Raw genomic sequence first — 24555 nt, 5'->3', positions numbered from 1 at the left:
GAGAAAGCCCAGGTCAACCGAGATCATCAGGGCGCGGAGAACGTGAGGGTGATGCACATACGGCCCAACGAGGAGGTGGGCCACCACTTGTTCAGCGCACTCCTAGCAGGCGCGGCGGTACGCGTGCGGGGTCGCGCCGAGGACCTTGCGGAACACCGTGGTCAGGTGACTCTGGCTGGAGAATCCGGCCAGGTGGGCGATCTCCGCGATGGGCAGTGCGGTCGCCGTCAGCAGCTCCGCCGCACGATCCACCCGGCGCGCGACGACGTACCGGTGCGGCGGCTGACCGGTGGCCGCCTTGAACGCCCGCGCGAACCGGTGCACGTCCATACCGGCCACCTCGGCCAGGTCGGCGAGCGACACGTCGCCCGCGAGGTTCTCCGCGATGTGGTCGAGCACCAGCCGCAGTCGCCGCCCGGTGAGGTTGACTGCCCGAAACTCGAGAGGCGTATCGGTGTGGCGGCGCAGCAGGTACAGCCCCAGTGTGGTGGCCACGCTGTCCGCGAACAGCCGGCCCGCGGTGTCGGCCGCCCTCGCTTCGGTACGCAGCGCGTCTGCCAACTGCAGCACGAACGGGTCCTGCTGATTGGTGAAGCCGCGCAACCGGGGGTGGCCGTGCGGCATCAGATGCGTGCTGAGCTGGATCGTGGCGTACTCGATCATGCCGCCCTCGTGCCACGCCCGCCGGTCGTGCCCGGCCGGGATCAGCGACACCGCGCCGGGGAAGTCCGCGCCCACGTAGTCCTGCCCGCCGTCGAGCCAGGTCCTGGTGCGACTGGTGACCCCGGAGAAGGTCACGAACACCACGTGCTCGTCCGCCTGCCGGACGACGCCCTCCCCCGGCGGGTCGGCCCGCCACGTGCCCACCTCGAAGCGCAGCCCGTTCCAGTCGCGCGCCACCTTCGACAGGTGGCGCCCGGCGTGCTTGCGGAGCGAAGGGGGCGCCGGCATGTGCCCGAGTGTCCGCGACGCGCGTGTGTGCCGCGTGAAGGCAGCGAGAACGTGTAACCGCACAAACCTGAAAGACACCGCCGTTGTCACGGAACACCATGTGCCGCAACGGATTTCGAGACCCGAGGAGTGGCCGTGACATCCAGCGATCAGCCGTCCCGCCGAACCGTGATCAAAGCCGCCGCCGGCCTCGGTGCCGCCGCGGCCGCCGGCACCGCGAGCCCGACCCCGGCAGCGGCCGCCGTCCAGCCGCGGCAGCGCGACGTGATCACCAGGGTGGTTCCGCGCACCGGCGAGCGGGTGCCCGTCGTCGGCGTGGGCTCGTTCATGACGTTCGACAAGAAAGCGGGCGCGCCGCGAGCCCATCTGGCCGAGGTGCTGCGGCGGTTCGTGGAGGGCGGCGGAAAGCTGCTGGACACGTCGCCGCTGTACGGGTACTCCGAGGTGAACATCGGCGACTTCATCAATTCGATGGGCGTGGCAGACCAGTTGTTCATCGCGAACAAGGCGTGGTCGACCGGCGAGTACCTGAGCGACACCAGTCACATCAGTGGCGCGTTCGAGCAATCGCGACGGCGGCTGTGGCGGGACAAGATCGATCTCATGCAGGTGCACAGTCTGACGAATGCGGAGATGAACGTACCCATTCTGCGGAACTGGAAGAAGGAAGGACGAATTCGATTCGTTGGAGTCACACACCATGTCATTTCATACTATCACGCACTGGACCAGTGGATTCGCACGGGAGACGTCGACTTCGTGCAGGTGCGCTACTCGATATTCATGCGTGCGGCCGAGGAGCGAATTCTTCCGCTCGCTGCGGAGCACAAGGTCGCCGTCCTGGTCAACATGGCATTGGAGAAGGCCCGCCTGCACCGGATCGTCGAGGGCAGGCGGCTGCCGGCGTTCGCGCGGCGGTTCGACTGTGAAAACTGGTCGCAGTTCTTCCTGAAGTACGTGATCTCGCATCCGGCGGTCACCTGCGTGCTGCCGGCCACGACGAACCCGGACCACATGGCCGAGAATCTCGGCGCGATGCGCGGCCGGCTGCCTGACGAATCCACACGCGGAGAAATGGTCGAGTACATGAAGACGGTTCCCGGGTTCGACCAGATCGACTCGGTTCCGTGGTATCCGGGAAAGACTTTCGACGGAATGGTGAAACTGTGAGAATTCGAATCGCCGCGGCCGTCGCCGCGCTGAGTCTTGTGTTAACCGGATTCGCGGTCGCCGCGAACGGCGACCCATCAGTGGTGTGGACGGGCCTCGCCTCCCCGGAATCGGTCCTGCACGACGAGCGGACCGACACCTACCTGGTGAGCAACCTCAACGGCCCGCCGGCGGCCAAGGACGGCAACGGCTTCATCGCCCGGCTCGACCCGAAGGGCGGCGCCGCCGTGCCGTGGGTGCGCAGCGGCCACGACGGCGTGACCCTGCACGCGCCGAAGGGGCTCGCGCTCACCCCGCAGGTCCTGTGGACCGCCGACATCGACACGGTGCGCGGGTTCGACCGGCGAACCGGCAGGCCGGTGGCCGAGATCCCGATCAGAGGCGCCTCGTTCCTCAACGACATCACCGTGGGCCCGCACGGCGACCTGTTCGTCACCGACAGCGGCATCGCCCCGGACCCGAGCGGCACGCTGGTCCCGGTGGGCACCGACGCGGTCTACCGGATCGACCGCGACGGCCGGGTGCACACCGTCGCGCGGGGCACGCATCTCAGCCAGCCGAACGGCATCGTGCTGCACGGCGACTCGCTGCTCGTGGCGACCAGGGGCGCCGACCGGGTGCTCACCCTGGACCTGTGCGGCACGGTCACCGGGAGCCGCACCGTTCCGGCGTCGACGGTGGACGGCGTGCGGGTACTTCCGGACGGGCGCGTCGCGGCCAGCACGTGGAACCAGCCGGGGCTGTGGCACCTGCCCGACGACGGCACCGCGTCCGCCCTCGTTCCCGGGCTCGTCGTGCCGTCCGGGATCGCGGACTTCTCCGTCGACCGCAGGCGATCCGTGCTCCTGCTCCCACTGCTGTTGGCCAACGAGCTGCGCGCGGTCCCGGTGCCGCGGGCCTAGTCGGCCCGCCGAGGGTAGGCGGTGGACCAGGCGGTGCGGAACCAGCAGGTCGCGATCAGCACCATGGCGATCTCGGCGATGATCAACCCGATGCCGGGACCGGAGGCGCCCGCGCCGCTGGAGGACTGGCGGGTCCAGATGGCCAGCACGCCGTCCACGGACGCGAACCACCCGCCCAGCGCGCACACCCAGGTCAGCGCCCAGCGCCGGGTGATCAGCGCGAGCATGGACCCGAGCACGCCGAAGCCGGTCGCGGTCGCCGCGAACAGCCGGGGCACCACGCCGGCCTTGCCGCCGCTGTCGCCCTGGCCCAGCAGTACTTCCCAGCCGCTCGAACCGTTCAGCCATTGCAGCGACAGGCCGACCAGCAGCACCAGCACGGCGGTGGCGATCACCACCGCGCGGCCGCCCAGCTCGACGTGCCGCGCCGACCGGCGCTCGACGGCGTCGATCTCCTCGCGCAGCTCGGCGATCTCCGGCGGCTCCCGATCGCCGTCCACCGCGGCCTCCCCGCTCACTGGGCACCACATCCGTTCGCCGCCGGCACAGTCTGGGGTGTCGTCGGGGGCGCGCCGAACGACGGCAGCCCGAGGGTCACCCCGGGGGTCTTCGGCCGCACGCCCGCCTCCGCGTTGTCCCCCGCGCGCGTGCGCCGGTGCGCGACCACCGGGCCGTCGGCCACCAGGTGGTGCGGCGCGGCGTAGGTGACCGTCGCGTGCACGATGTCGCCGGGCCGCACCGAGCCCTCCACGGCGTCGCCCGTCGGCGTGAAGTGCACCAGCCGGCCGTCCCGCCCGCGCCCGCTCATCCGTCGCGTGTCGGCGTCCTTGCGGCCCTCGCCCGCACCGACGAGCACCTCCACGGTGCGGCCGACGATCTCCTTGTTCAACTCCCAGGAGATCGACTCCTGCAACTCCACCAGCCGCTCGAACCGTTCCTGCACAACGGCTTTCGGCAGTTGATCGGCCATCGTGGCGGCCGGTGTGCCGGGCCGCTTGGAGTACTGGAAGGTGAACGCGCCGGAGAACCGCGCCTGCCGCACGACGTCCAAAGTGGACTGGAAGTCCTCCTCGGTCTCGCCGGGGAACCCGACGATGATGTCGGTGGTGATCGCCGCGTCCGGCATCGCCGCGCGCACCTTGTCCACAATGGACAGAAAGCGCGCGGACCGGTACGAGCGGCGCATGTCCCGCAGCACCGTGTCCGAGCCGGACTGCAGCGGCATGTGCAGTTGGTGGCACACGTTCTGCGTCTGCGCCATCGCCTCGATCACATCGTCGGTGAAGTCCTTCGGATGCGGCGAGGTGAACCGCACCCGCTCCAGCCCGTCGATCTCGCCGGCCGCGCGCAGCAGCTTGCCGAACGCGAACCGGTCGCCGAACTCCACGCCGTAGGAGTTGACGTTCTGCCCGAGCAGCGTCACCTCCAGCACGCCCTCGTCCACCAGCGCCTGGACCTCGGCGAGCACGTCGCCCGGCCGGCGGTCCTTCTCCTTGCCGCGCAGCGACGGCACGATGCAGAACGTGCAGGTGTTGTTGCACCCCACGGAGATCGACACCCAGCCGGAGTGCGCCGAGTCGCGCTTGGCCGGCAGCGTGGACGGGAACGTCTCCAGCGAGTCGAGGATCTCCACCTGCGCCTCGGCGTTGTGCCGGGCGCGCTCCAGCAGCGTGGGCAGCGAGCCGATGTTGTGCGTGCCGAACACGACGTCCACCCAGGGCGCGCGCTTCACGATCTCGCCGCGGTCCTTCTGCGCGAGGCACCCGCCGACGGCGATCTGCAGGTCCGGGTTCGCCGACTTCGACGGACGCAGGTGCCCGAGGTTGCCGTAGAGCTTGTTGTCCGCGTTCTCCCGCACCGCGCAGGTGTTGAGCACGACCACGTCGGGCGCGGCGTCGCCGGTGACGGGCGCGTAGCCGGCGTCCTCGAGCAGACCGGCCAGGCGCTCGGAGTCGTGCACGTTCATCTGACACCCGAACGTGCGAATCTGATAACTCCGGCTCATGCCTCAAGGGTAGAACCGCGCTACTTGGGAATGTGCACCCCGTCGGTATTGGGCAGGCCGTCGGCGGCCGCGTCCATGCCGCCGTTGACGAACTGGTCCTCGGTGACCCACACCAGCTCGCCCCACGGGTTGTAGATCTGCAGCATGTCGCCCTCGTGGCCGACGATCATCATCTGGTGGCCGCCGTCGTCGCCGGTGACCTGCACGGGCACCGGTTTGCCCTCGTCGACCGCGCGCTCCACCTCGTCCAGCACGTCGCGCCGGTCGCCGGCGTCCTCCAGCTCGCGGTGCTCGTACTCGATGCCGGTCGGCGGGCCGATCTCCTCGTTGGCGGCCTCGAGGCCCTCGTCGCGCTTCATGCCGTCGTAGCCGCCGGCCCACTCGGGGTTGTCCGCGTACCAGGGCCGGTTGTCGTCGTAGACCCGCCGCTGCTCGGCCTCCAGGCGCCGGTTGAACGCGTCCGGGCAGGTCTGGGCCGGGTCGTCCGGGTGCCCGCCGGTGGTCAGGTACATCGAGTACAGCGGGTCGGTCATGGCCCGCGCGGTGACCGTCGAGGACGCCACGCAGGTCGGGCCGTCCTGCTCCCACTGCGTGGTGCTGCACCCGTAGGTCACCTCGGTCTCCTCGCCCGGCTTGCGGTCGCCGTCGGGCGTGTACACCGGGGTGAGGTGGTCGCGCAGCCAGACCGGGTCGCGGCCGTTGATCTGCCCGCCGAACTGCTCCACCTTGTCGATCGGGTGACCGGCGGCCAGCGCCTTCATCAGGTACGCCTTCTCCTCCGGCGACTTCGCGTTGTCGAGCAGCGCCTCGAACCGCGCGCGCTCGCCGGCCGGCAGCTCGTCGAGCCGGCTGTTGGCGCGCGCCGCCTCGTTGTGGCTCAGGATCAGATTGTCCGCGTGCGGGCCGCCCGGCACCGCGGCCTGGGACAGCACCAGCCGCTCGGAGTCGGACAGGTGGCCGCTGCCGAGCTGGTTGGCCCGCGCCTGGGTGCTGTAGTCGGTGAATTGGCGGGCGGCCGTCTCCTCGGCGGACTTCGCCGTGTCGATGCCGGCGAGCACGGCGTCCATGCCGGGCAGCGCGATCGTGCGGGCGCGTTCGTAGCGGGCCCAGTCGAAGTCGTCGCCCAGCTCGTTCTTCGCGCGGTGCAAGGGATCCCGCGAGCCGGCGTGCTTGCGCTGCGCGTCCTCCACAGAGGCCGCGAGCTTGTCCAGCTCGCCGCCGGCCTTGTTGTACACGTCGACGGTGTGGTCGAGTTCGTGCGCCACCGCGGTCACCACGTCGGTCGCATTACACGCAGCCTCACCGCGCCACACCTCGGGCAGCCACTGCGTGGCGAGCTTGTCGGTGTCGGCCTGCGTCCGGTCCGCGTCGGTGGCGATCTTGCGGTACTCGCCGGCCATCGTGCGCAGGGTCGCCGGGTTGCCCTTGGGTGCCGGGGTGCCGAGGAACGCATCGATCGCGTCCGGCAGCGACGTGATGCCGAGGACTCCCCCGGTGTCGGCGAGTGCGCGCCATTTCCCGAGTTCTTCGCGGTTTGGTGACACGATGTGCTCCTCGAGGGGTCCGACCGGCTCCGGGCTGAGAGGCTGTGTGTGGTCGACTGGTTCCCCGGACGATCAACGTGGTTGCTCGAGCGAATCGGAGAACACTGTGCCGCGCACCGTCAGCACGCTGGTCGCCACGTGCGCCGTCACGCTGCTCGCCGCCGGGTGCTCGGGCGGCTCGGACGGCGAGTCACCCGCGCCGGCTCCCCCGGCGTCCAAGTTCGGCACCGAGTTCACGCCGACGCAGGCGATCACGGTCAAGCCGGGCGAGAAGTTCAGCGTCGTGGTGCGGTCCAACGCCTCGGTCGGCGACCGGTGGTCCGTTCGCCGCGCGCCCGACCCACGGATCGCCGAGGGCGGCAAGGGCGAGTTCGTGTCCGACGCCGAGCCGGGCCAGAAGCCGATGCCAGGCCAGGGTGGTCGGGTGTTCTTCGTGTTCACCGCCAAGGAGAAGGGCAGCACGACCGCCGAGCTGTTCAACTGCTTCCGCGGCTGCGACTCGCCGCAAGACCAGGCGGAGTCGACGACCCATCTGCTGCGGATCGACGTGTCCTGAATTCGGCGCGCCGCCCCGACCACCACTACCCGACACTGCGCCCCGGCTTGTCGTTAGCCGCGCTAACGGGTCGAGCCCGCTGAACCCGTTAGGCCAGCTAACGGGTTCAGCGGGCTCGACCCGCAGTACTCAGGAATGAGGCTGGTTGCTGGTGGTGCCGTCGCGGGTGCCGATGCGCACCGCCAGGATCGCCGCCACCGCCTCGAGCCACCGCGCGAGTTGCTCGTCGCCGTCGGACCCGCTGACCGTGTCCGCCGCCGCGGTCAGCCACGGCCGGATGATCTCGGTCTGCGCCGGCGTGGGCAGCGGCTCGGGCAGGTCGGCGACGTAGCGGGCGCCACCGCTGCGGGCGATCGGCGCCAGGAAGCTCACCGACCTCGGCTGCGTGTCGACCCGGTCCAGCAGGACCGCGCCGGCCACCGCGCCCTCGCCGAACAGCTCCTTGCGCACGGGGCTCTCCGCATCGGCCTCGGCGAGCCCCTCGCGCACCAGGCTCGGCAGGTCGAGCTGGGCCAGCTCGGCGTCGGTCTTGCTGGTGTGGCTGGTCATCTCGTCACGCACCTCAGGGTCTCGACCGTCCATTGTGGACACCTACTTGGGGATGTGCACGCCTTCGACATTGGGCATGCGGCCGTCGGAGGCGTGGCTCATGTTCCCGTTGACGAAGTCGTCCACGCTGACCCACGAGGTGGTGCCCCACGGGTTGTAGATCTGCAGCATCCCGTCCTGGTGTCCGATGATCATCATCTGGTGGTAGGCGACATCGCCGTTGGCGTCCGGCGGGCCGTCCACCTGCAGCGGCACCGGCTTGCCCTCGTCGACCGCCCTGGTGACCTCGTCGACCAGTTCGCGCTTCTGGTCCGGGCTGGAGTCGGTCAGGTCGTGCCGCTCGTAGTCCACGCCGGTCGCCGGCCCGAGCTCCTGGTCGGGCTTGCCGACCCAATCGGTGTCCGGGTCGTTGTGCAGCCGCTGCTCCTCGGCCCGCAGCCGGCGCTCGAACGCCTCCGGACTGGTCTGGTTCGGGTCGTCCGGGTTACCGCCGGTGGTCAGGTACATCGAGTACAGCGGGTCCACCTGGGCGCGCGCGGCCAGCGTGGACATCGACACGCAGGTGCCGCCCTCCTGGCTCCACTGCTGCTTGCCGTACATGACCGGCTCGACCTTGCCGTTCGGCCCGGTCCGCTGGTAGATCGGCTGCAGGTGGTCACGCAGCCACTCCGGACTGCGACCGTTGATCTGCTTGCCGAAGTTCTCCACCTTGTCGATCGGGTGACCGGCGGCCAGCGCACTCATCAGGTACGCCTTCTCCTCCGGCGACTTCGCGTTGGCCAGCAGCCCCTCGAACCGGGCGCGCTCCCCCGGCGGCAACTGGTCGAGTCGCTGGCTGGCGCGCTGCGCCTCGGTGGCACTGAGGATCAGGTTCGCGTCGTGCGGCCCGCCCGGCACCGCGGCCTGGGACAGCACCAGCCGCTCGGAGTTGGACAGGTGGCCGCTGTTCATCTTGCTCGCCGTGGCCTGGTTGGCGAAGTCGGTGAACTGGCGGCCGGCCGCCTCCCCGGCGAGCTTGGCCTTCTCGATCCCGGCGAGCATCTGGTCCATGCCGGGCAGCGCGATGTCACGGGCCCGCTTGCGCTTGTCGAAGTCGAAGAAGCCGGCATCGCCGACCTCGTGCTTGGCGCGGTGCAGCGGGTCCTGCGCGTTGCCGTGCATCGTCTGCGCCGTCTGGATCGCGGTGGCCAGCTTGTCCAGCTCGGCACTGGCCTTCTTGTTGACGGTGACCGTGTGGTCCAGCTCGTGGCCGACGGCGGTGACCACGTCCGACGCGTTCTCCGCGGCCTGGCCGCGCCACACCTCGGGCAGCCGCTTCTTCGCGACCGCCTCGACGTCGACCGACAGCCGGTCCGCGTCCGAGGCGATCTTGGCGTAGGCCTTCGCCATGTCGCGCAGGACCGCGGGTTCACCCTTGGGCCGCTCCGCGGACAGGAACGCGTCGATGGCCGTCTCGACCGACATCAGGCCGACCAGCCCGTCGCTCGACACCAGCGCGCGCCACTTCTTCAGGGCTTCTCGATTCGGTGCCATGTCCCCTACCTGGGCCGCATGCCGCGGTCGTAGTTGTCCGCGTGGTGCGTGTCGATCGCCTTGTAGGTGCCCGCGGACTTGCGGAACCCGACCTCGACCTCGTCCATCGCCCCCGCGGTGACGGTCAGCTCGCTGGTCCAGGCCTCGAGGAACTTGCCGTACGCGCCGGCCACGTCCCCGTACTCGCCGAGCAACTCCTGCGACGGGCACTGCATGCCGCGCATCGTCTTGACGTAGCCGCGAACGCGGCCGGCGTCCTCGTGCACGTCGTCGGCGAGGCCGTCGAGGCCCTTCTTGTCGATCTCGAAGCCGTCTCGCGAGCTTCCCTTGGGACTCATCGCATCCCCTCGTCACCGCCTGCAACGTCAGCGTGTCAGAGTGCCGACAAGGGCGGCCGGTTCCGCCGATCGTGAAACAGTTGCTCCCGCGAATTCGGCGATCCCATGATCAGTCGTGGCCCGGGTGTGACAGAGTTGCAATCCTAAGTGTTGCCTGATCGCCTGGACTGACGGGCGGCTGGCACCTAAGTTTCCGCCATCAACGTGCTCACTTCGCTCCCGCCCGACGTTGTGACGACTGATCCTGGGGAGGATCGATGACCGCAGCGACACCCGCACCACCGATGATCCGGATGGAAGGTGTGGACAAGTTCTTCGGTGATCTGCACGTCCTCAAGGACATCAACATCGAGGTTCCCGCCGGCCAGGTCGTCGTCGTGCTCGGGCCGTCCGGCTCCGGCAAGTCGACGCTCTGTCGCGCGATCAACCGCCTCGAGCCGATCAACCAGGGCGTCATCGAGGTCGACGGCAAGCCGCTGCCCGCCGAGGGCAAGGCGCTGGCCGGCTTGCGCGCCGACGTCGGCATGGTGTTCCAGCAGTTCAACCTGTTCGCGCACAAGACGATCGCGGACAACGTCGCGCTTGCGCCGGTGAAGGTGCGCAAGATGAACAAGGGCGAGGCGCGCCAGCACGCGATGGGCCTGCTTGAGCGGGTCGGCATCACCGACCAAGCGGAGAAGTACCCGGCGCAGCTTTCCGGTGGCCAGCAGCAGCGCGCCGCGATCGCCAGGGCGCTCGCGATGAAGCCGAAGGTGATGCTGTTCGACGAGCCGACCTCGGCGCTGGACCCGGAGATGGTCCAGGAAGTGCTCGACGTGATGACCAACCTCGCCAAGGAGGGCATGACGATGCTCGTCGTGACCCACGAGATGGGTTTCGCGCGACGCGCCGCCAATCGGGTGGTTTTCATGTCCGATGGCGAGATCGTCGAGGACTCCACGCCCGACGTGTTCTTCACCGCGCCGAAATCCGACCGCGCGAAGGACTTCCTCGGCAAGATTCTGACTCACTGAGTGGAAATGCCCGCCGGGTGTCGGAGGACGCGGGCTGGCTATCGGAAAGGGACAACAATGCGAATCAACCGTGTGGCCCGTGTCGGCGCGGTCGCGGCCGCGCTGGCGCTCGCCGTCACCGCGTGTGGCGACCGCAATGCCGACAGCGGCAACAGCGGCAACTCCGGCGCCAGTGGCGGGATCGTGGCCAAGGCGAAGAACGACAAGAAGCTCACCATCGGCATCAAGTACGACCAGCCCGGCATCGGTCTGAAGACGCCGGACGGCAAGTACGAGGGCTTCGACGTCGACGTGGCCCGGTACATCGCCAAGGAACTCGGCGTCGAGGAGAGCGGCATCACCTGGAAGGAGGCGAAGACGCCCGAGCGCGAGAACCTCATCGAGAAGAACGAGGTCGACTTCGTCTCCGCCTCGTACTCGATGAGCGACGCCCGCCGCAAGCGTGTCGCCTTCGTCGGCCCGTACTACCAGCCCGGCCAGGATCTTCTGGTCAAGGCCGGCCGCACGGACATCACCGACCCGGAGAAGCTGAACGGCAAGAAGCTCTGCTCGGTGAAGGGCTCGACGTCGGCACAGTCGGTCGCCGACAAGTACGCCAAGACCGTGCAGCTGCAGGAGTACACCACCTACTCCGAGTGCCTCACCGGCATCGACTCCGGCCTGCTCGACGCGGCCACCACCGACAACACGATCCTCGCCGGCTACGCGAAGGCGAACCCCGGCAAGTACAAGGTGGTCGGTCGGCCGTTCACCACCGAGAACATCGGTATCGGCCTGTCGCTGAAGGACGCCGAGGCCAAGACGGCGATCTACAACGCACTGAAGAAGCTTCAGGACACCGGCGAGTGGAAGAAGCTGATGGAGAAGCACTTCGCCGGCGCGGAGGGCTACACCATTCCGGCCGCTCCGCCGGCCCAGTTCACCGACAAGTGACGAACTGACGACGGTGGGCTGAGCAACTCGCTCAGCCCACCTTCGCTTCGCTGGCCACCGCGTCCCCGCGAGGAATGCCAATGTTCGATCTCATCGAGAAGTACAACGTTCTCGACGCTTTCTGGCTCACCATCAAGCTGACGTTCTATGCCGCGATCCTCTCCCTGATCTGGGGAACGATCCTCGCGGGGATGCGGGTCAGCCCGGTCCCCGCGATGCGAGCCTTCGGAACCCTCTATGTGAACCTGTTTCGGAACACGCCGCTGACCCTGATCCTGGTCGCGACGTCGATCGTGTTGAAGAACACGCTCGGCGTGACGATGTTCGCCGACGAGCAGTCACAGGACTTCTTCGCGATCCTCGACTTCCGGCTCGCCATACTCGGCCTGACCGCGTACACCGCGACGTTCGTGTGCGAGTCGATCCGGTCCGGTATCAACACGGTCCCCGTCGGGCAGGCCGAGGCGGCCAGAGCGCTTGGCCTGAGCTTCGCCCAGGTACTGCGGATCATCGTCCTGCCGCAGGCCTTCCGGTCCGTGGTCGGCCCACTGGCCAGCGTGCTGATCGCACTGACCAAGAACACCACGGTGGCCACCGCGATCGGTGTCGCCGAAGCCGCGGGCATCCTCCGCGCGATGATCGAGTTCGAGTCCGACCGGATCATGGTTGTGTTCCTGATCTTCGCGCTCGGATTCGTCATTCTGACCCTGCCGACCGGTCTGATACTCGGTCAGGTCGCGAAGAAGGTGGCGGTGAAACGATGAGCGCACCCTCGGTTCTGTACGACGCGCCGGGGCCGAAAGCCAAGGCGCGCAACCACGGTTATACGGCAGCTTTCATCGTGGTGATCGGTGCGATCGCCTGGTACGTCATCTCCGAACTGCTCGACAGCGGGCAACTCGACTGGCCGCGGTGGGAGCCGTTCGTCAACGGTTCCGGCGTGTGGACGGCATACATCCTGCCCGGCCTGCAGAACACACTGATCGCGGCAGCACTCGCGATCGTCATCGCATTGCCCCTCGGTGCGATTCTGGGTATCGCCCGACTGTCGCAACATTTGTGGATTCGCGCGATAGCCGGCACGATCGTCGAGTTCTTCCGTGCCGTTCCGGTTCTGATCCTCATGGTCTTCGCACGGGTAATCTATTTCGAGTTCACCACGCTTCCGGAGGAGAACCTCGCGCTGTTCTCCGTGGTGACCGGCCTTGTGCTGTACAACGCGTCGGTGCTCGCCGAGGTGTTCCGGGCCGGAATCCTGTCGCTGCCCAAGGGGCAGACCGAGGCGGCGAGCGCGCTCGGGCTGCGCAAGACCCAGCTGATGACGCTGATCCTGCTGCCGCAGGCGATCACGGTGATGTTGCCGGCGATCGTGAGCCAGCTCGTGGTGACGCTCAAGGACACCGCCCTCGGCGGCGCGATCTTGTCGTTCCCCGACCTGCTCGACTCGGTCGGCAAGATCACCGCCAACTTCGGGTCCAATGTGATCGCGTCGTTCGTGATCATCGCGGCCATCTACATCATGATCAACAGCCTGCTGACCTGGTTCGCCGGCTGGCTCGAACGCAAGCTGGCGAAGCGCAAGAAGGCGCCCAAGGCGAAGCCCATCCATATCGCCACGGAGACGGGAGCCGGCGCGAGCATGGACATGGGCGGCGGCGGGGACTCGGGTTCGGACTAGAAACGACCCAACGCAAAGGAGCGGTTTCCATTGTGGAGACCGCTCCTTTGCGTTGTGTCACACGGAAATCGGTTCACTCGGGACGACGGCGAGCCTGATCTCCTCAGGTGCGAACCGGTGCAGCGGTACGGCGAACACCGCCGTGCCGCCGGTCGCGGTGTAGGCGAGGATGCGCCACTCCCCCTCGTCCCACGTGTCGAGCAGATCAGAACGCAGCGCGCGCTCGTTGGCCTTGAACACGTCACTGGCCCGCAACTGGTCCACTGTGGACGCGAGCGGCACCGTGTCCGGCGTACCGGCCAGCGGGTGTGACACCCGCACGCGGGCCCGGCGCAGCGGCACCAGCCAGTAGCGGTCCAGCTCCGGCGACAACGCTGCCACCACGGACAGCTCCACCAGCAGCACGGCGGCCACTACGGGAGTCATGATCGAGTCGGCGAACGCGGCCAGCGCGCTGGCCGCGAGCAACAACCCTGCCCTGGCGAACGCCCGCCAGCGCACCGGTACGGTGCTCTCGCCGAGGCAGCCGCACGACGAGTCGGGAGCGACCCGCCGCACGTAGACCAGGTAGGCGAGCATGCCGGCGAACGCACCCGCCGCGAGTATCGGCTCGACCGGGTGTGACGGTGGCATGAGCAGCAGCGCGGCGAGCACCAACTCCACCGCGCCGAGCGCCCGGAACGCCCCGGTCACCCGCTCGGCACCGACCAGCCGTCGCAGCGCGGAGCGCCGGGCCACGAGTGGCACCGAGGACGACGTCACCTTGAACACGCCGGCCCACACCAGTACGGCGCCGACCAGAAACTGTTGTGCGGCAAGGAATTCGACCATCACGATCCCCTACGCCGCGGACGCGTACACGGTGGCCACGTCCACCTCGTTGGTGTCCGGCCGCCACGCGCCGATCACCCGCGCGTGCTGCCCGACCCGCAGCAGCGACAGGTCGGCGACGGCGGGCGTGCTGTTGTACACGGCGGCCGTGGTGCCGGAGACCACGTGTCCGACGACCCGGTGACCGTGGTGGTCCAGGTACATCCGGTCCCGCGCCATCGCGGTGATGTGCACGGTCATGTTCACGATGTTGAGCCACACCGCGTCCGCGGCCAGCACACCGTCGGCCAGCCGCACGCCGCGCGCGTACAGGCCGTCGCCGAGCTTGGCGTCGCCGAACACGGTCGGCCGCAGCTTCCACACGCTGGTCGCGTTGGTGACCTGGATGCGGTGGAACACGCCGTCCGATCCGGTCACCAGCAGCAGCGTGCCGTCGATTCCGGTGATCCGCCCCTCGGCGAAGTTCGGGTCAGGCGCGTCCGGGTCGATCGGGGTGGCGGGATCGGCGACCGCCTCGGGGCCGATCGAGCCCAGTACGGTCGCGCCGGCCACGGTGGCCGTGGTGCCGAGCACCGCGGCGGTGAGGAAACGTCTGCGCCCCAACGGGTCTAACTCTGCGGGCATGGTGCTCAACTCCTCATCGCGATGGGCATGACGCCCGAGGACAGGTTGCCGATCGCGGAGTACGCGGCCGGGGTGAGATCGAGAATGCGGTTGGTGGCGCACTTGCCGCTGCAGCACGACTTCTCGCCGCACCACAGGTCGGTCTGCGGGCCGCAGTCGGTGATCTTCACGGCGATCTCCGTGGTACGACACAGGTTTCGCACGTAGAACGTGTGCCCGCAGGTACGGCGCAGCAGGTCCTCGCCGCACTTGTCCGGCCGGGTGATCGCGTAGCAGGCGTCGGACGTGTTGGGCCACGCGCAGTGCCGGCTGCCGGAGTTGCAGGTGCCGCACGCGCCGTGGCCGGCCGTGTCGCACGGGCCCCACGCGTTGCCGCAGCAGAACCAGCTCGTCTCGCCGGTGGCGGGTGCTCTCGGGTCGGAATTCGGTGTCATCGATCGCTCCACTTCGGGGGAAAGACCCCGCTGGCAACGACCGCGTACCGGGACCGAACGCATGCCGGACGGACTCGCCGAGCGCATGCCGCGGCGAGCCCGCCCGACTCTCGTCTGGCCCTCTTCGCGCGATCGCCGATCAGCTGGGTACGGCGCGAACAGACGGAGTTAGTTGGTCATGGACAGCAGCACGCTACTGCGTGAAATTCGCCATGCACTCGGCCATTCGGTGCATTTAGCACGAACTTCACACAACCCTCGGTAGAGCGCGTGGATCAGGCCCTCGGGATGTCCTTGCCCGTCGGCCGGTATTCGACGAGCAGCAGCCGGCCGTCCAGGACCCGGTGATCGACCAGTTCGAGATCGGTTGAGGCGATGCCCGCGAACGCCGGCTCGCGACCCGACGGGCCGGCGAACAGCGGGAAGGTAATCAGCCGCAGCCGGTCCACCAGCCCGGCGCCGACGAGCTGCTTGGCGAGGGAGAGGCTTCCCCACGTGCGCAACGGAACGTCGCCGCCCGCCTTCATCTTCGGAATCTCGTCGACGGCGTCGTCGGCGCAGACCCGGGTGTTCGGCCAGGTCGCCTCACGAAGGGTCCTGGAGAACACGACCTTGTCCAGCGCCGCCACGCGGTCCCACGCGTCGCCGTGCGCCTCGACCGGCAGCGCGGCCAGCGCCTCGTACGTTCGCCGCCCCATGATCACGACCTGCGGTGCGGCCGAGTCGGCCGCGATCCACTCCTCGAGGTCGGGTCCCAGATAGCCGAAGTAACCCGGCAGGCCCTCCGAGCCGGCCCAGCCGTCAGCCGAGATGAACAGGTCGACCGTCAGCGTGCTCGTCATACTCGCTCCTTCCGTCACCGCCCCCAGAGGTATGGACACGATGAGACGGCGAAACTCATCGGCGTCGGGCGGCCTCGATGTCGCGGAGGTACCGCTGGGTCCAGTCGCACATCGCGTCGACCGTCGCTCGCAGGCCCTGGCCCGGCTCGGTGAGGGTGTACTCGACTCGCGGCGGCACGGTCGGGTACACCTCGCGCTCGACCAGGCCGTTGCGCTCCAGCATGCGCAGGTTCTGGGTGAGCATCTTGTGGCTGATGCCCTGGACCTCCGTGCGCAACTCGTTGAAGCGCAGGGTTCGCTCGCTGAGCGCCTCGATGATCAACAACGCCCACTTGTTGGCGATGTCGGAGAAGATCTCGCGCGCCAGGGAGTCCGCGCGGCGCAGATCCGCGTCCTCGGGCAAGCCCTCGAACTGCTTGGTCACCATCGGGTTCCCCAGTCACTAAAAGGTGCGTTCTTCCACGTCAGCGCACACTCTCCTACGGTTTCCCAGTAACCACAAGAGAGCACGGAGGTAAGGCATGGCCATCACCCTGGTGAACCCCGACGGGTTGCCCGAGATCGACGTCTACCGACAGGTGTCGATCGCGACGGGGACGAAGCTGGTCTTCGTCGCCGGGCAGGTCGCCTGGGGCGTCGAACGAGACCTCGCCGCGCAGGTCGAGCAGTGCTACCTCAACATCGGCACCGCACTGGCCGAGGTCGGCGGTTCGTTCGCCGACGTGGCCAAGCTGACCTGCTACGTCGTCGACTGGACCCCGGACAAGATGCCCGCGCTCCTGGACGGCATCGCCCGTGCTGCCGCGAGACTCGGGATCACACCGGTCCCGCCGGCCACGCTGCTGGGCGTCGCGGCGCTGGACATTCCTGATCACCTGGTCGAGATCGAGGCCACCGCGGTCCTCGACTGAACCATCAGAGCAGGGTGTCCACCTCGTCGGCGAACAGCTGGGCGGGATCGACGTCCATTCCGGCGAAGTGGCCGGCGAGTTCGAGCGACAGCACGCCGTGCACCCGGGTCCAGAAGGACAGCGCGCGGCGAGAGGCGGGAGCGGACACCGGCCCGTTTCGCGGCTGCGCGGCGAAGGCGTCGATCAGCACGACCATGACCTTGTCGGAGATCGTGGTGGTGTCGTCGGGCGCGTGGTAGCCGGGCACGGGTGTGCCGTAGATCAGCAGGTACCGCTGAGGGTCGTCCAGCGCCCATTTCCGGATGGCGTGGGCGAGCCCGGCCACGTCGGCACCGGCGTCGAAGGCCGACCGGACGGTGTCGGCGAGGCTCCGGTAGGCGTCCCGGACGAGGTCGGTGATCAGCTCGTCGCGGCTGGCGAAGTACCGGTAGAGCGCCGGGCCACTCATGCCCAACTGCTTGGCGATCGCGTTCAGGGACAGCGCGGCCACGCCCGTGGTGGCCAGTTGCTCCCACGCGTGCTGCTTGATCTCCGCGCGCACCTGGGCCCGGTAGCGCTCGCGAGGGCTCGTTCCAGCATCCATGGTTAGAGGCTATCACTTTCACTATTGACACTCACGCTCGTCTGGTTATAGCTTCTAACTCAAGCGAGTTCCACTAACCAACGAGGAGAACCCATGAGCACCAGTGCGCGTGCCGCCCTGCTCACGATTCCGCTGATCGCGGCCGGCGTCCTCGCCGCCGCACCTGCTCAGGCCACGACCAGCCAGAGTGCTCAACCGCCCGCGCTGACCTGCCGGGGAGAGGGCGTCGACCCGGCCGCCAAGATCCGGTACCGGACCGAGCGTCTGATCGAGGCGCCGCTGCACACGATCTGGAGACTGCAGACCGACGTGGAGCGCTGGCCGGCCTGGCAGGCGCCGGTCACCAGCATGAAGCGCCTGGACCCGGGACCGTTCCGGAAGGGCTCGCGGTTCCGCTGGACCACCCCGGTGCCCGCCACGCCGACGACTCCGGCCACCACGCTGGTCATCACGTCCGCCGTCCAGCAGCTGCAGCAGGGCAAGTGCATCCGCTGGACCGGGCCCGCGATCGGCGAAGGACTGCGCATCGACAACGGCGTGCACGTGTGGACCTTCACCAAGGTGCGCGGCGGCGTCCTCGTCCGCACCGAGGAGACCTGGACCGGCGATCAGGTCGAGGGCGACGTGCCCACCTCCACCAAGTTCCTCGGAATGGGCCTCGAGATGTGGCTGGACGAGCTCAAGAAGACCGCCGAAGCCGAGCACTGACACACAGCGACCAGAAGGAGCAAACGATGTCCCGCACCGTCATCATCTCGGCCTGGGCCGCAGCGGCCATGATCATCGGCCAGTTCGCCCTGGTCGCCGCCATTCCGGTGGCACTCGTGTTGGTCGGCACCCTGCGCGATGCCCGCCTCCACGCGCTGCGCTGGTGGGCCGGCGCACTCACCGCGGCCTACGCCACTCCGCTGGCTCTCTGGGCGATCGGACCCGACCGCGCGCCGAGCCTGTCCAAGGACATGCACCCCGCCCTCGCCGCGATCGTCGTCGCCGCTGCCGTCGGCTTCGCGATCGCCTACCACGTCCGACAGGGCAGCCGCCGCCACCAAACCGCCTGACCACGCATCGAACAGACGAAGACTTCCGGCCGCCAGTGACGGCCGGAAGTCTTCGCATCGCTGTCTACCCGGTGAGGCAGTCCTGGTCGGCCAGAGCGATCATGATCTGCGCGACCGTGCCGCCGCTGATCTCGATCAGATAGATCGCCTTGGGGTTGCCCGGCACCGGGGCCGCGAAATAGTCATTGTGCTTCTTCTCCAGCTTCGGGTACGCGGCCTCGACCTGCTGCTGGGTGGCCTCCTTGCGGATCCCTTCCCTCGTCCGCATGTCGTCAGGCACGGTTATCAAAGCCACGCCCAATTTCTCGCTGATGCACACCGGGTACGACTGGTCCGACGGGTAGCCCGCCAGCTCGTACGGGGCGACCTGTCTGGTGCCCACCTTGACCGCTCCGGTCGCCAGCGCCGCCGCCTTGGTCATCCCCAGCTTGGCCTTGCCGATGCCGTCGGAGCCGATCGTCTTGCCGGCCGAAGGCGGCGCGGGCGAGGGCGTCGTGGTGGGCTGAGTCGTCGGCTGCACGGTGGTGGTTGGCCGCGCGGCGGTGCTGCTCGAACTGGGCGCGGTCGGCTGTTGATCGGACTGGCAGCCGCTGATCGACAAACCGATCGCCGCGACCACGCAGACCAGCAGGCCGCCGGAACGCGGCGTGAACTTCCCCATCAGTGAATTCCCCGTCGTGGAACTTGATAGTGGCACCAGGCTAAAGGGGATCGCTGTCAGATGTCTTTCACCGCGCGGCCTCGCGGGCACGGCGTGTGACCCGAGCAGGTGGCGGATGCGGGGCGCGGGACTCACCGGTGCACAGCGCGGGACTCGCGAGTACGGGCCGGCTCGATCACTCGGCGAGGTCGTGTGCGCGGCGCATGGCCTCGCGGGCGCGGCGGCGGTCGCCGGCCAGGTCGTAGGCCTGCGCGACGCGGAACCAGTTGCGCCAGTTCTCGGGATCGGCGTCCAGCTCGGCCTTGCGCTCGTCAAACCACACGTCGGCGGCGTCCCGCTCCACCCGACCGGACGGCCGGCGCGGCAGGTCGGAGGTGTCCGGCAGCCCACCCTCGGCGTCCAGCTTGCGGGCCAGCGCGTCGGTGCGGATGCCGAAGCGCCAGGTCGCCACCACGATCCACACGCCGAGCAGCGGCAACAGCAGCACGGCCACGCCGAGCAGCACCGCGGTCGTGCCGCCGTCACGCAGCAGCGCCACCGCGCGCCCGCCGAGCAGCACGAAGTAGACCACCAGGGCCGCGGTCACCAGGATCGCGGCGGTACGAGGATTCACAGGTCCAGCAGCTTGTCGAGTCCTACGGTGAGGCCCGGACGATCGACGATGCCGCGCACGCCAAGCACCACGCCGGGCATGAACGACGTGCGGTCAAGCGAATCGTGCCGGATTGTGAGCGTCTCGCCCTGGCCGCCGAACAGCACCTCCTGGTGCGCCACCAGCCCGCCGAGCCGCACCGAGTGCACCCGCACGCCGTCGACCTCCGCACCCCGCGCACCGTCCACTGTGGACGTCGTGGCATCCGGCACCTCGCCGAGCCCGGCCTCCGCGCGCGCCGCCGCGACGAGCCGGGCGGTGTGCGCCGCGGTGCCGGACGGGGCGTCCGCCTTGCGGTTGTGGTGCAGCTCGACGATCTCCACGGTGTCGTAGAACTTCGCCGCCAGCTCCGCGAACCGCATGCACAACACGGCGCCGAGCGCGAAGTTCGGCGCGACCAACACGCCGACATTCTCCTTGTGCGCCAACCAATCCCGCACGGTGTCCAATTTGGACTGATCGAACCCGGAGGTGCCGACCACGCAGTGGATGTCGTTGTCCACGCAGAACCGCACATTGTCCAGCACGGCGTTCGGGTGGGTGAAGTCCACGACCACCTGAGTGCCCGAGTCCACCAGGCTGGAGCGCTGGTCGTCCACGTCCAGCGCCGCGACGACGTCCATGCCGTCGGCGGCTTCCACGGCGCGGCACACCTCGGCGCCCATGCGCCCGCGCGCGCCCAGCACCCCAACCTTGATCATCGGATCACCTCGTGCACCTCGTCCGGCACGTCGTCGGTGTGATCGTATGGCCCGACCACCGCGGCCGCGACGGGCCTGCCGAGCAGCTCGCGGGCCAGCACGGCCACCTCGTCGCCGGTCACCCTGTCGATGCGCTCCAGCGTCTCGGACACGCTGGTGTACTCGCCGTAGCTCAGCTCATTCTTGCCCAGCCGGGACATGCGGGAGTTGGTGTCCTCCATGCCGAGCACCAGTCCCCCGCGCAACTGGCCCTTGGCCCGCGCGACCTCGGCATCCGAGAGCCCGTCGCGGACCACGTCGGCCAGCACCTCGCGGATCAGGCCGACGACCTCGCCGAGCGCACCTGGCTGGCAGCCGGTGTACACCGACAGGTGCCCGGTGTCCGAATAGGACGCGACCGACGAGTACACCTGGTAGGCCAGCCCGCGCCGCTCGCGCACTTCCTGGAACAGCCGCGAACTCATACCGCCGCCGAGCGCCGCGTTGAGCACACTCAGCGCGTACTTGCGCTCGTCGTGCCGGTCCAGCGCGCGCATGCCGAGCATCATGTGCACCTGCTCGGTGTCGTCGGTGTGCAGCACGAGCCGCCGCGTGCCGACCCCGCGCACCCGGCCGCGACGCGGAGCCACCGGGGCCGAGTCACCGCCGAGCCGATCACGCAAAGCCTTGCGCACCAAGCGAAGCACCGCGCCGTGATCGACGTTGCCGGCCGCCGCGATGACCATCTTCGGCAGCGTGTACCGCCGCCGGTAGAAGCCGTTCAGCGCGGTGCGGGTCATCTCGGTGATCGACTTCTCGGTGCCGAGCACCGGCCGGCCGAGCGGATGGTCGGCCAGCACGGCCGAGCAGAACGCGTCGTGCAGCAGGTCCTCGGGATCGTCGTCGCGCATGGCGATCTCCTCGAGCACCACGCCCCGCTCGGTCTCCACGTCCTTCGGCTCGCACAGCGCGTCGAACACCACGTCGGTGAGCAGATCCACGGCCAGCGGCAGATCCTCGTCGAGCACGTGCGCGTAGTAGCAGGTGTGCTCCTTGGCGGTGAACGCGTTCAGCTCACCGCCCACCGCGTCGATCTCCTCGGCGATGTCGGTCGCCGTGCGATGCGCGGTTCCCTTGAACAGCAGGTGTTCCAGGTAGTGCGCGGCTCCGGCGACGGTCGCGCGCTCGTCCCGCGAGCCGACCGCGACCCAGATGCCGATGCTGGCCGAACGCACCCCGGGGATCTGCTCGGAGATGATCCGCAGGCCGCCGGGCAGCACCGTCCTGCGGACCGCGAGACCGTTGTCCGCGCGGTCCAGGACCTTGGTACTACCCGGCGTCTGCTGGTGTCCAGCTCTCAACGAACCAGTGGTCACGAAGCGGGTGTCCCCGCCTCCGCCGCCGGCTCCTGCTCCTTGGCCGGCTCGTCCTCGCTGACCAGGACCAGGCTGATCTTGCCGCGCTGGTCGATGTCGGCGATCTCGACGCGCAGCTTGTCGCCGACCTTGACCACGTCCTCGACCTTGTTGATGCGCTTTCCGTTGCCCAGCTTGGAAATGTGCACCAGGCCGTCCTTGCCCGGCAGCAGCGAGACGAACGCGCCGAACGCGGCCGTCTTCACCACGGTGCCGAGGAACCGCTCGCCGACCTTGGGCAGCTGCGGGTTCGCGATGGCGTTGATCTTGTCGATCGCCGCCTCGGCGGACGGGCCGTCGGCAGCACCGACGTAGATCGTGCCGTCGTCCTCGATGGAGATGTCGGCGCCGGTCTCCTCGGTGATCGAGTTGATCATCTTGCCCTTGGGCCCGATCACCTCGCCGATCTTGTCGACCGGGATCTTCACCGAGGTCACCCGCGGCGCGAACGGCGACATCTCGTCCGGCGCGTCGATCGCCTCGGCGATCACCTCGAGGATGGTCAGCCGGGCGTCCTTGGCCTGCGCCAGCGCGGCGGCCAGCACGTCGGACGGGATGCCGTCCAGCTTCGTGTCCAGCTGCAGCGCGGTCACGAACTCCTTGGTACCGGCGACCTTGAAGTCCATGTCGCCGAACGCGTCCTCGGCGCCGAGGATGTCAGTCAGCGCGACATAGCGCGTCTCCCCATCAACGTCATCGGACACCAGGCCCATCGCGATGCCGGCCACCGGAGCTTTCAGCGGCACACCGGCGTTGAGCAGCGACAGGGTCGCGGCGCACACCGAGCCCATGGAGGTGGAACCGTTGGAGCCCAACGCTTCCGAGACCTGACGGAGGGCGTAGGGGAACTCGTCACGCTTGGGCAGCACCGGCTGGATCGCCCGCTCGGCGAGCGCACCGTGGCCGATCTCGCGCCGCTTCGGCGAACCGACGCGACCGGTCTCGCCGGTGGAGAACGGCGGGAAGTTGTAGTGGTGCAGGAAGCGCTTGTGCTTCTCCGGGGACAGCGAGTCGATCTGCTGCTCCATGCGCAGCATGTTCAGCGTGGTGACACCCAGGATCTGGGTCTCGCCGCGCTCGAACAGCGCCGAGCCGTGCGCCCTCGGGATGACCGCGACCTCGGCCGAGAGCGACCGGATGTCGGTCAGGCCACGGCCGTCGATGCGCACCTTGTCACGCAGGATCCGCTGGCGGACCAGCTTCTTGTTCAGCGAGCGGAAGGCGGCGCCCAGCTCCTTCTCGCGGCCCTCGAACCGGTCGGCCAGCTTGTCCAGCGTGCCGGACTTGAGCGCGTCCAACTTGGACTCGCGCTCCTGCTTGCCGGCGATGGTCAGCGCGGTGGCCAGTTCGTCGGACACCTCGGCGGACACGGCCTCGTAGGCGTCGGCCTGGTACGGCGGGTACAGCGGGAACTCGCGGGTCTCCTTGGCGGCGGACGCGGCCAGCTCGGCCTGCGCGTCGCACAGGGCCTTGATGAACGGCTTGGCCGCCTCGAGCCCCTCGGCCACGATCTGCTCGGTCGGCGCCTGCGCACCCTCGCCGATCAGGTCGATCACGTTGTCGGTGGCCTCGGCCTCGACCATCATGATCGCGACGTCAGCAGAGCCGTCACCGCTTTTGACGACACGGCCGGCGACGACCATGTCGAACACGGCCTTCTCGAGCTGCTCGTGAGTCGGGAACGCGACCCACTGGCCCTCGATCAGGGCCACCCGCACGCCGCCGACCGGGCCGGAGAACGGCAGGCCGGACAGCTGGGTGGACGCCGACGCGGCGTTGATCGCCACGACGTCGTAGAGGTCCTGCGGGTTGAGGCTCTGCACCGTGATGACGACCTGGATCTCGTTGCGCAGGCCGTCGACGAACGACGGGCGCAGCGGGCGGTCGATCAGCCGGCAGGTCAGGATCGCGTCGGTGGACGGGCGACCCTCACGCCGGAAGAACGACCCCGGGATCTGGCCGATGGCGTACATCCGCTCCTCGACGTCGATCGTCAAGGGGAAGAAGTCGAAGTGGTCCTTCGGGTGCTTGGACGCCGTGGTGGCGGACAGCATCATGGTCTCCTCGTCGAGGTAGGCCACGACGCTGCCGGCGGCCTGCTTGGCCAGCCGTCCCGTCTCGAAGCGGATGGTCCGCTTGCCGTACTTGCCGTTGTCGATGACGGCGGTTGTCTCGTGCACCCCGTCGATACCGGGTTCAGTCACGTTTGTTTCTCCTCGTTCACGGACATGCGCGTCTACCCGCGGGAAGCGGTCACGTCCGGTGACGAGGCCGGTCTTCGATCGAAGCCCCCGGGGCTTGATTGCCCGGGAACCACTACCGAGGACCGGCGAACCAACCCGCACGCGCGACGCGCTGTCCTCTGTGTGTTCCTTATGTGGCAAGGGGGAGCGGCGAACCGCTCCCCCTCGTCAGCTTGTCTATCGGCGCAAGCCGAGCCGCTTGATCAGCGACCGGTAGCGCTCGACGTCCACCTTGGTCAGGTAGTTGAGCAGCCGGCGGCGACGGCCGACCAGCAGCAGCAGACCCCGACGCGAGTGGTGGTCGTGCTTGTGAGTCTTCAGGTGCTCGGTCAGACCGCTGATGCGCTTGGTCAGCAACGCGATCTGGGCTTCCGGCGAACCTGTGTCGCCGTCCTTGAGGCCGTACTCGGCCAGAATGGTCTTCTTCTGGTCAGTGGACAGCGCCACTC

At 68.6% G+C, this 24555-nt stretch carries 29 protein-coding genes; 10 read left to right on the top strand and 19 right to left on the bottom strand.

Annotated elements, in window-relative coordinates; genetic code table 11:
• Window positions 1-102 precede the first annotated feature (102 nt).
• On the bottom strand, window positions 103-951 hold the full coding sequence (locus EV193_RS30915) for a helix-turn-helix domain-containing protein (protein ID WP_130348496.1): 849 nt from the start codon (window positions 949-951) through the stop codon (window positions 103-105).
• A gap of 135 nt (window positions 952-1086) precedes the next feature.
• Between EV193_RS30915 and EV193_RS30910 the strand changes: the two genes are divergently transcribed.
• Window positions 1087-2121 (top strand): aldo/keto reductase, encoded by a 1035-nt coding sequence (locus EV193_RS30910; protein WP_207222875.1) that lies wholly within the window; start codon window positions 1087-1089, stop codon window positions 2119-2121.
• Entirely contained in the window at window positions 2118-3023 is a 906-nt protein-coding gene (locus EV193_RS30905; RefSeq protein ID WP_165401565.1) for an SMP-30/gluconolactonase/LRE family protein, read from the top strand. The genes EV193_RS30910 and EV193_RS30905 overlap by 4 nt, the downstream gene beginning before the upstream one ends.
• Here the strand turns inward: EV193_RS30905 and EV193_RS30900 are convergent.
• Genes EV193_RS30900 through EV193_RS30890 form a run of 3 tightly spaced genes read right to left on the bottom strand, consistent with a single transcriptional unit; the run spans window position 3020 to window position 6572 of the window.
• Window positions 3020-3523 carry an Rv2732c family membrane protein gene (locus EV193_RS30900; protein ID WP_242613787.1) on the bottom strand — a complete coding sequence of 168 codons (504 nt, stop codon included), beginning with the start codon at window positions 3521-3523 and terminating at the stop codon, window positions 3020-3022. The two genes, EV193_RS30905 and EV193_RS30900, sit on opposite strands and share 4 nt — an antisense overlap.
• Window positions 3524-3537: 14 nt before the next feature.
• On the bottom strand, window positions 3538-5028 hold the full coding sequence (gene miaB, locus EV193_RS30895; RefSeq protein WP_130348492.1) for a tRNA (N6-isopentenyl adenosine(37)-C2)-methylthiotransferase MiaB: 1491 nt from the start codon (window positions 5026-5028) through the stop codon (window positions 3538-3540).
• A 20-nt stretch (window positions 5029-5048) separates the two neighbouring features.
• Window positions 5049-6572 carry a hypothetical protein gene (locus tag EV193_RS30890; protein WP_130348491.1) on the bottom strand — a complete coding sequence of 508 codons (1524 nt, stop codon included), beginning with the start codon at window positions 6570-6572 and terminating at the stop codon, window positions 5049-5051.
• A gap of 106 nt (window positions 6573-6678) precedes the next feature.
• Between EV193_RS30890 and EV193_RS30885 the strand changes: the two genes are divergently transcribed.
• Complete coding sequence (locus EV193_RS30885) at window positions 6679-7128, top strand: protease inhibitor I42 family protein (protein ID WP_165401564.1); 450 nt, start codon at window positions 6679-6681, stop codon at window positions 7126-7128.
• Between the two features lie 129 nt (window positions 7129-7257).
• Here the strand turns inward: EV193_RS30885 and EV193_RS30880 are convergent, their stop codons facing one another.
• Genes EV193_RS30880 through EV193_RS30870 form a run of 3 tightly spaced genes read right to left on the bottom strand, consistent with a single transcriptional unit; the run spans window position 7258 to window position 9548 of the window.
• Window positions 7258-7710 carry a hypothetical protein gene (locus EV193_RS30880; protein ID WP_207222874.1) on the bottom strand — a complete coding sequence of 151 codons (453 nt, stop codon included), beginning with the start codon at window positions 7708-7710 and terminating at the stop codon, window positions 7258-7260.
• A gap of 9 nt (window positions 7711-7719) precedes the next feature.
• A complete protein-coding gene (locus tag EV193_RS30875) occupies window positions 7720-9210 on the bottom strand; it encodes a hypothetical protein (protein ID WP_130348489.1) in 1491 nt (496 codons plus the stop codon).
• Window positions 9211-9215: 5 nt separating this feature from the next.
• Window positions 9216-9548, bottom strand: a complete 333-nt coding sequence (locus EV193_RS30870; RefSeq protein ID WP_130348488.1) for a hypothetical protein — start codon at window positions 9546-9548, stop codon at window positions 9216-9218.
• Between the two features lie 284 nt (window positions 9549-9832).
• On the opposite strand from EV193_RS30870, the gene EV193_RS30865 reads away from it, so the two are divergent.
• The 4 genes from EV193_RS30865 to EV193_RS30850 all read left to right on the top strand — a co-directional run bounded on the left by EV193_RS30865 (window position 9833) and on the right by EV193_RS30850 (window position 13172).
• On the top strand, window positions 9833-10561 hold the full coding sequence (locus EV193_RS30865; protein ID WP_207222879.1) for an amino acid ABC transporter ATP-binding protein: 729 nt from the start codon (window positions 9833-9835) through the stop codon (window positions 10559-10561).
• Window positions 10562-10618: 57 nt separating this feature from the next.
• Window positions 10619-11494 carry a glutamate ABC transporter substrate-binding protein gene (locus EV193_RS30860; RefSeq protein ID WP_130348486.1) on the top strand — a complete coding sequence of 292 codons (876 nt, stop codon included), beginning with the start codon at window positions 10619-10621 and terminating at the stop codon, window positions 11492-11494.
• Between the two features lie 80 nt (window positions 11495-11574).
• Window positions 11575-12258: an amino acid ABC transporter permease gene (locus EV193_RS30855; RefSeq protein ID WP_130348485.1), complete on the top strand. Its 684-nt coding sequence runs from the start codon at window positions 11575-11577 to the stop codon at window positions 12256-12258.
• Window positions 12255-13172 carry an amino acid ABC transporter permease gene (locus tag EV193_RS30850; protein ID WP_130348484.1) on the top strand — a complete coding sequence of 306 codons (918 nt, stop codon included), beginning with the start codon at window positions 12255-12257 and terminating at the stop codon, window positions 13170-13172. The genes EV193_RS30855 and EV193_RS30850 overlap by 4 nt, the downstream gene beginning before the upstream one ends.
• Before the next feature lie 57 nt (window positions 13173-13229).
• Here EV193_RS30850 and EV193_RS30845 read toward each other — a convergent pair whose 3' ends face one another.
• The 5 genes from EV193_RS30845 to EV193_RS30825 all read right to left on the bottom strand — a co-directional run bounded on the left by EV193_RS30845 (window position 13230) and on the right by EV193_RS30825 (window position 16330).
• Window positions 13230-14003: a MauE/DoxX family redox-associated membrane protein gene (locus EV193_RS30845; protein WP_130348483.1), complete on the bottom strand. Its 774-nt coding sequence runs from the start codon at window positions 14001-14003 to the stop codon at window positions 13230-13232.
• Window positions 14004-14012: 9 nt separating this feature from the next.
• On the bottom strand, window positions 14013-14627 hold the full coding sequence (locus tag EV193_RS30840; RefSeq protein WP_130348482.1) for a cell wall protein: 615 nt from the start codon (window positions 14625-14627) through the stop codon (window positions 14013-14015).
• Between the two features lie 5 nt (window positions 14628-14632).
• Complete coding sequence (locus EV193_RS30835; protein ID WP_130348481.1) at window positions 14633-15061, bottom strand: RlpA-like double-psi beta-barrel domain-containing protein; 429 nt, start codon at window positions 15059-15061, stop codon at window positions 14633-14635.
• 275 nt (window positions 15062-15336) lie between these two features.
• On the bottom strand, window positions 15337-15903 hold the full coding sequence (locus EV193_RS30830; protein WP_130348480.1) for a dihydrofolate reductase family protein: 567 nt from the start codon (window positions 15901-15903) through the stop codon (window positions 15337-15339).
• Between the two features lie 55 nt (window positions 15904-15958).
• Window positions 15959-16330, bottom strand: coding sequence for a winged helix-turn-helix transcriptional regulator (locus EV193_RS30825; protein ID WP_130348479.1), 372 nt, complete (start codon window positions 16328-16330; stop codon window positions 15959-15961).
• Window positions 16331-16424: 94 nt separating this feature from the next.
• Here EV193_RS30825 and EV193_RS30820 point away from each other — a divergent pair, with 94 nt between their 5' ends.
• Entirely contained in the window at window positions 16425-16814 is a 390-nt protein-coding gene (locus EV193_RS30820; RefSeq protein ID WP_130348478.1) for a RidA family protein, read from the top strand.
• 4 nt (window positions 16815-16818) lie between these two features.
• On the opposite strand, the gene EV193_RS30815 is transcribed toward EV193_RS30820, so the two are convergent.
• Window positions 16819-17397 (bottom strand): TetR/AcrR family transcriptional regulator, encoded by a 579-nt coding sequence (locus EV193_RS30815; RefSeq protein ID WP_130348477.1) that lies wholly within the window; start codon window positions 17395-17397, stop codon window positions 16819-16821.
• Between the two features lie 93 nt (window positions 17398-17490).
• Between EV193_RS30815 and EV193_RS30810 the strand changes: the two genes are divergently transcribed.
• Window positions 17491-18105, top strand: a complete 615-nt coding sequence (locus EV193_RS30810; RefSeq protein WP_130348476.1) for an SRPBCC family protein — start codon at window positions 17491-17493, stop codon at window positions 18103-18105.
• A gap of 26 nt (window positions 18106-18131) precedes the next feature.
• The gene (locus tag EV193_RS30805) at window positions 18132-18455 is read left to right on the top strand and encodes a hypothetical protein (protein WP_130348475.1); all 324 of its coding nucleotides are present in this window, start codon (window positions 18132-18134) and stop codon (window positions 18453-18455) included.
• A gap of 64 nt (window positions 18456-18519) precedes the next feature.
• Here the strand turns inward: EV193_RS30805 and EV193_RS30800 are convergent, their stop codons facing one another.
• The 6 genes from EV193_RS30800 to rpsO all read right to left on the bottom strand — a co-directional run bounded on the left by EV193_RS30800 (window position 18520) and on the right by rpsO (window position 24553).
• Entirely contained in the window at window positions 18520-19116 is a 597-nt protein-coding gene (locus tag EV193_RS30800) for a hypothetical protein (protein ID WP_130348474.1), read from the bottom strand.
• 175 nt (window positions 19117-19291) lie between these two features.
• On the bottom strand, window positions 19292-19729 hold the full coding sequence (locus tag EV193_RS30795) for a hypothetical protein (RefSeq protein ID WP_130348473.1): 438 nt from the start codon (window positions 19727-19729) through the stop codon (window positions 19292-19294).
• Window positions 19726-20469 carry a 4-hydroxy-tetrahydrodipicolinate reductase gene (gene dapB, locus EV193_RS30790; protein ID WP_130348472.1) on the bottom strand — a complete coding sequence of 248 codons (744 nt, stop codon included), beginning with the start codon at window positions 20467-20469 and terminating at the stop codon, window positions 19726-19728. Before dapB ends, EV193_RS30795 begins: the two co-directional genes overlap by 4 nt.
• Window positions 20466-21824 (bottom strand): M16 family metallopeptidase, encoded by a 1359-nt coding sequence (locus tag EV193_RS30785; protein ID WP_242613786.1) that lies wholly within the window; start codon window positions 21822-21824, stop codon window positions 20466-20468. The genes dapB and EV193_RS30785 overlap by 4 nt, the downstream gene beginning before the upstream one ends.
• Window positions 21821-24067 (bottom strand): polyribonucleotide nucleotidyltransferase, encoded by a 2247-nt coding sequence (locus EV193_RS30780; RefSeq protein ID WP_130348471.1) that lies wholly within the window; start codon window positions 24065-24067, stop codon window positions 21821-21823. Before EV193_RS30780 ends, EV193_RS30785 begins: the two co-directional genes overlap by 4 nt.
• Window positions 24068-24283: 216 nt before the next feature.
• Window positions 24284-24553, bottom strand: a complete 270-nt coding sequence (gene rpsO, locus EV193_RS30775; RefSeq protein WP_130348470.1) for a 30S ribosomal protein S15 — start codon at window positions 24551-24553, stop codon at window positions 24284-24286.
• Between the last annotated feature and the right edge of the window lie 2 nt (window positions 24554-24555).

The sequence above is a fragment of the Herbihabitans rhizosphaerae genome, assembly GCF_004216555.1.
Lineage (GTDB): Bacteria > Actinomycetota > Actinomycetes > Mycobacteriales > Pseudonocardiaceae > Herbihabitans > Herbihabitans rhizosphaerae.
Note: the sequence above shows the minus strand (reverse complement) of the source record. Positions and strands in the feature narration are given on the sequence as shown.

Coding starts and splice junctions, on each gene's coding strand:
- EV193_RS30870 (WP_130348488.1), bottom strand. CDS start 9,548: ATGAGTCCCAAGGGAAGCTCGCGAGACGGCTTCGAGATCGACAAGAAG.
- EV193_RS30855 (WP_130348485.1), top strand. CDS start 11,575: ATGTTCGATCTCATCGAGAAGTACAACGTTCTCGACGCTTTCTGGCTC.
- EV193_RS30800 (WP_130348474.1), bottom strand. CDS start 19,116: ATGGGGAAGTTCACGCCGCGTTCCGGCGGCCTGCTGGTCTGCGTGGTC.
- EV193_RS30835 (WP_130348481.1), bottom strand. CDS start 15,061: ATGACACCGAATTCCGACCCGAGAGCACCCGCCACCGGCGAGACGAGC.
- EV193_RS30880 (WP_207222874.1), bottom strand. CDS start 7,710: ATGGACGGTCGAGACCCTGAGGTGCGTGACGAGATGACCAGCCACACC.
- EV193_RS30845 (WP_130348483.1), bottom strand. CDS start 14,003: ATGGTCGAATTCCTTGCCGCACAACAGTTTCTGGTCGGCGCCGTACTG.
- EV193_RS30825 (WP_130348479.1), bottom strand. CDS start 16,330: ATGGTGACCAAGCAGTTCGAGGGCTTGCCCGAGGACGCGGATCTGCGC.
- EV193_RS30840 (WP_130348482.1), bottom strand. CDS start 14,627: ATGCCCGCAGAGTTAGACCCGTTGGGGCGCAGACGTTTCCTCACCGCC.
- EV193_RS30915 (WP_130348496.1), bottom strand. CDS start 951: ATGCCGGCGCCCCCTTCGCTCCGCAAGCACGCCGGGCGCCACCTGTCG.
- EV193_RS30830 (WP_130348480.1), bottom strand. CDS start 15,903: ATGACGAGCACGCTGACGGTCGACCTGTTCATCTCGGCTGACGGCTGG.
- EV193_RS30815 (WP_130348477.1), bottom strand. CDS start 17,397: ATGGATGCTGGAACGAGCCCTCGCGAGCGCTACCGGGCCCAGGTGCGC.
- dapB (WP_130348472.1), bottom strand. CDS start 20,469: ATGATCAAGGTTGGGGTGCTGGGCGCGCGCGGGCGCATGGGCGCCGAG.
- EV193_RS30820 (WP_130348478.1), top strand. CDS start 16,425: ATGGCCATCACCCTGGTGAACCCCGACGGGTTGCCCGAGATCGACGTC.
- EV193_RS30810 (WP_130348476.1), top strand. CDS start 17,491: ATGAGCACCAGTGCGCGTGCCGCCCTGCTCACGATTCCGCTGATCGCG.
- EV193_RS30805 (WP_130348475.1), top strand. CDS start 18,132: ATGTCCCGCACCGTCATCATCTCGGCCTGGGCCGCAGCGGCCATGATC.
- EV193_RS30860 (WP_130348486.1), top strand. CDS start 10,619: ATGCGAATCAACCGTGTGGCCCGTGTCGGCGCGGTCGCGGCCGCGCTG.
- EV193_RS30865 (WP_207222879.1), top strand. CDS start 9,833: ATGATCCGGATGGAAGGTGTGGACAAGTTCTTCGGTGATCTGCACGTC.
- EV193_RS30850 (WP_130348484.1), top strand. CDS start 12,255: ATGAGCGCACCCTCGGTTCTGTACGACGCGCCGGGGCCGAAAGCCAAG.
- miaB (WP_130348492.1), bottom strand. CDS start 5,028: ATGAGCCGGAGTTATCAGATTCGCACGTTCGGGTGTCAGATGAACGTG.
- EV193_RS30875 (WP_130348489.1), bottom strand. CDS start 9,210: ATGGCACCGAATCGAGAAGCCCTGAAGAAGTGGCGCGCGCTGGTGTCG.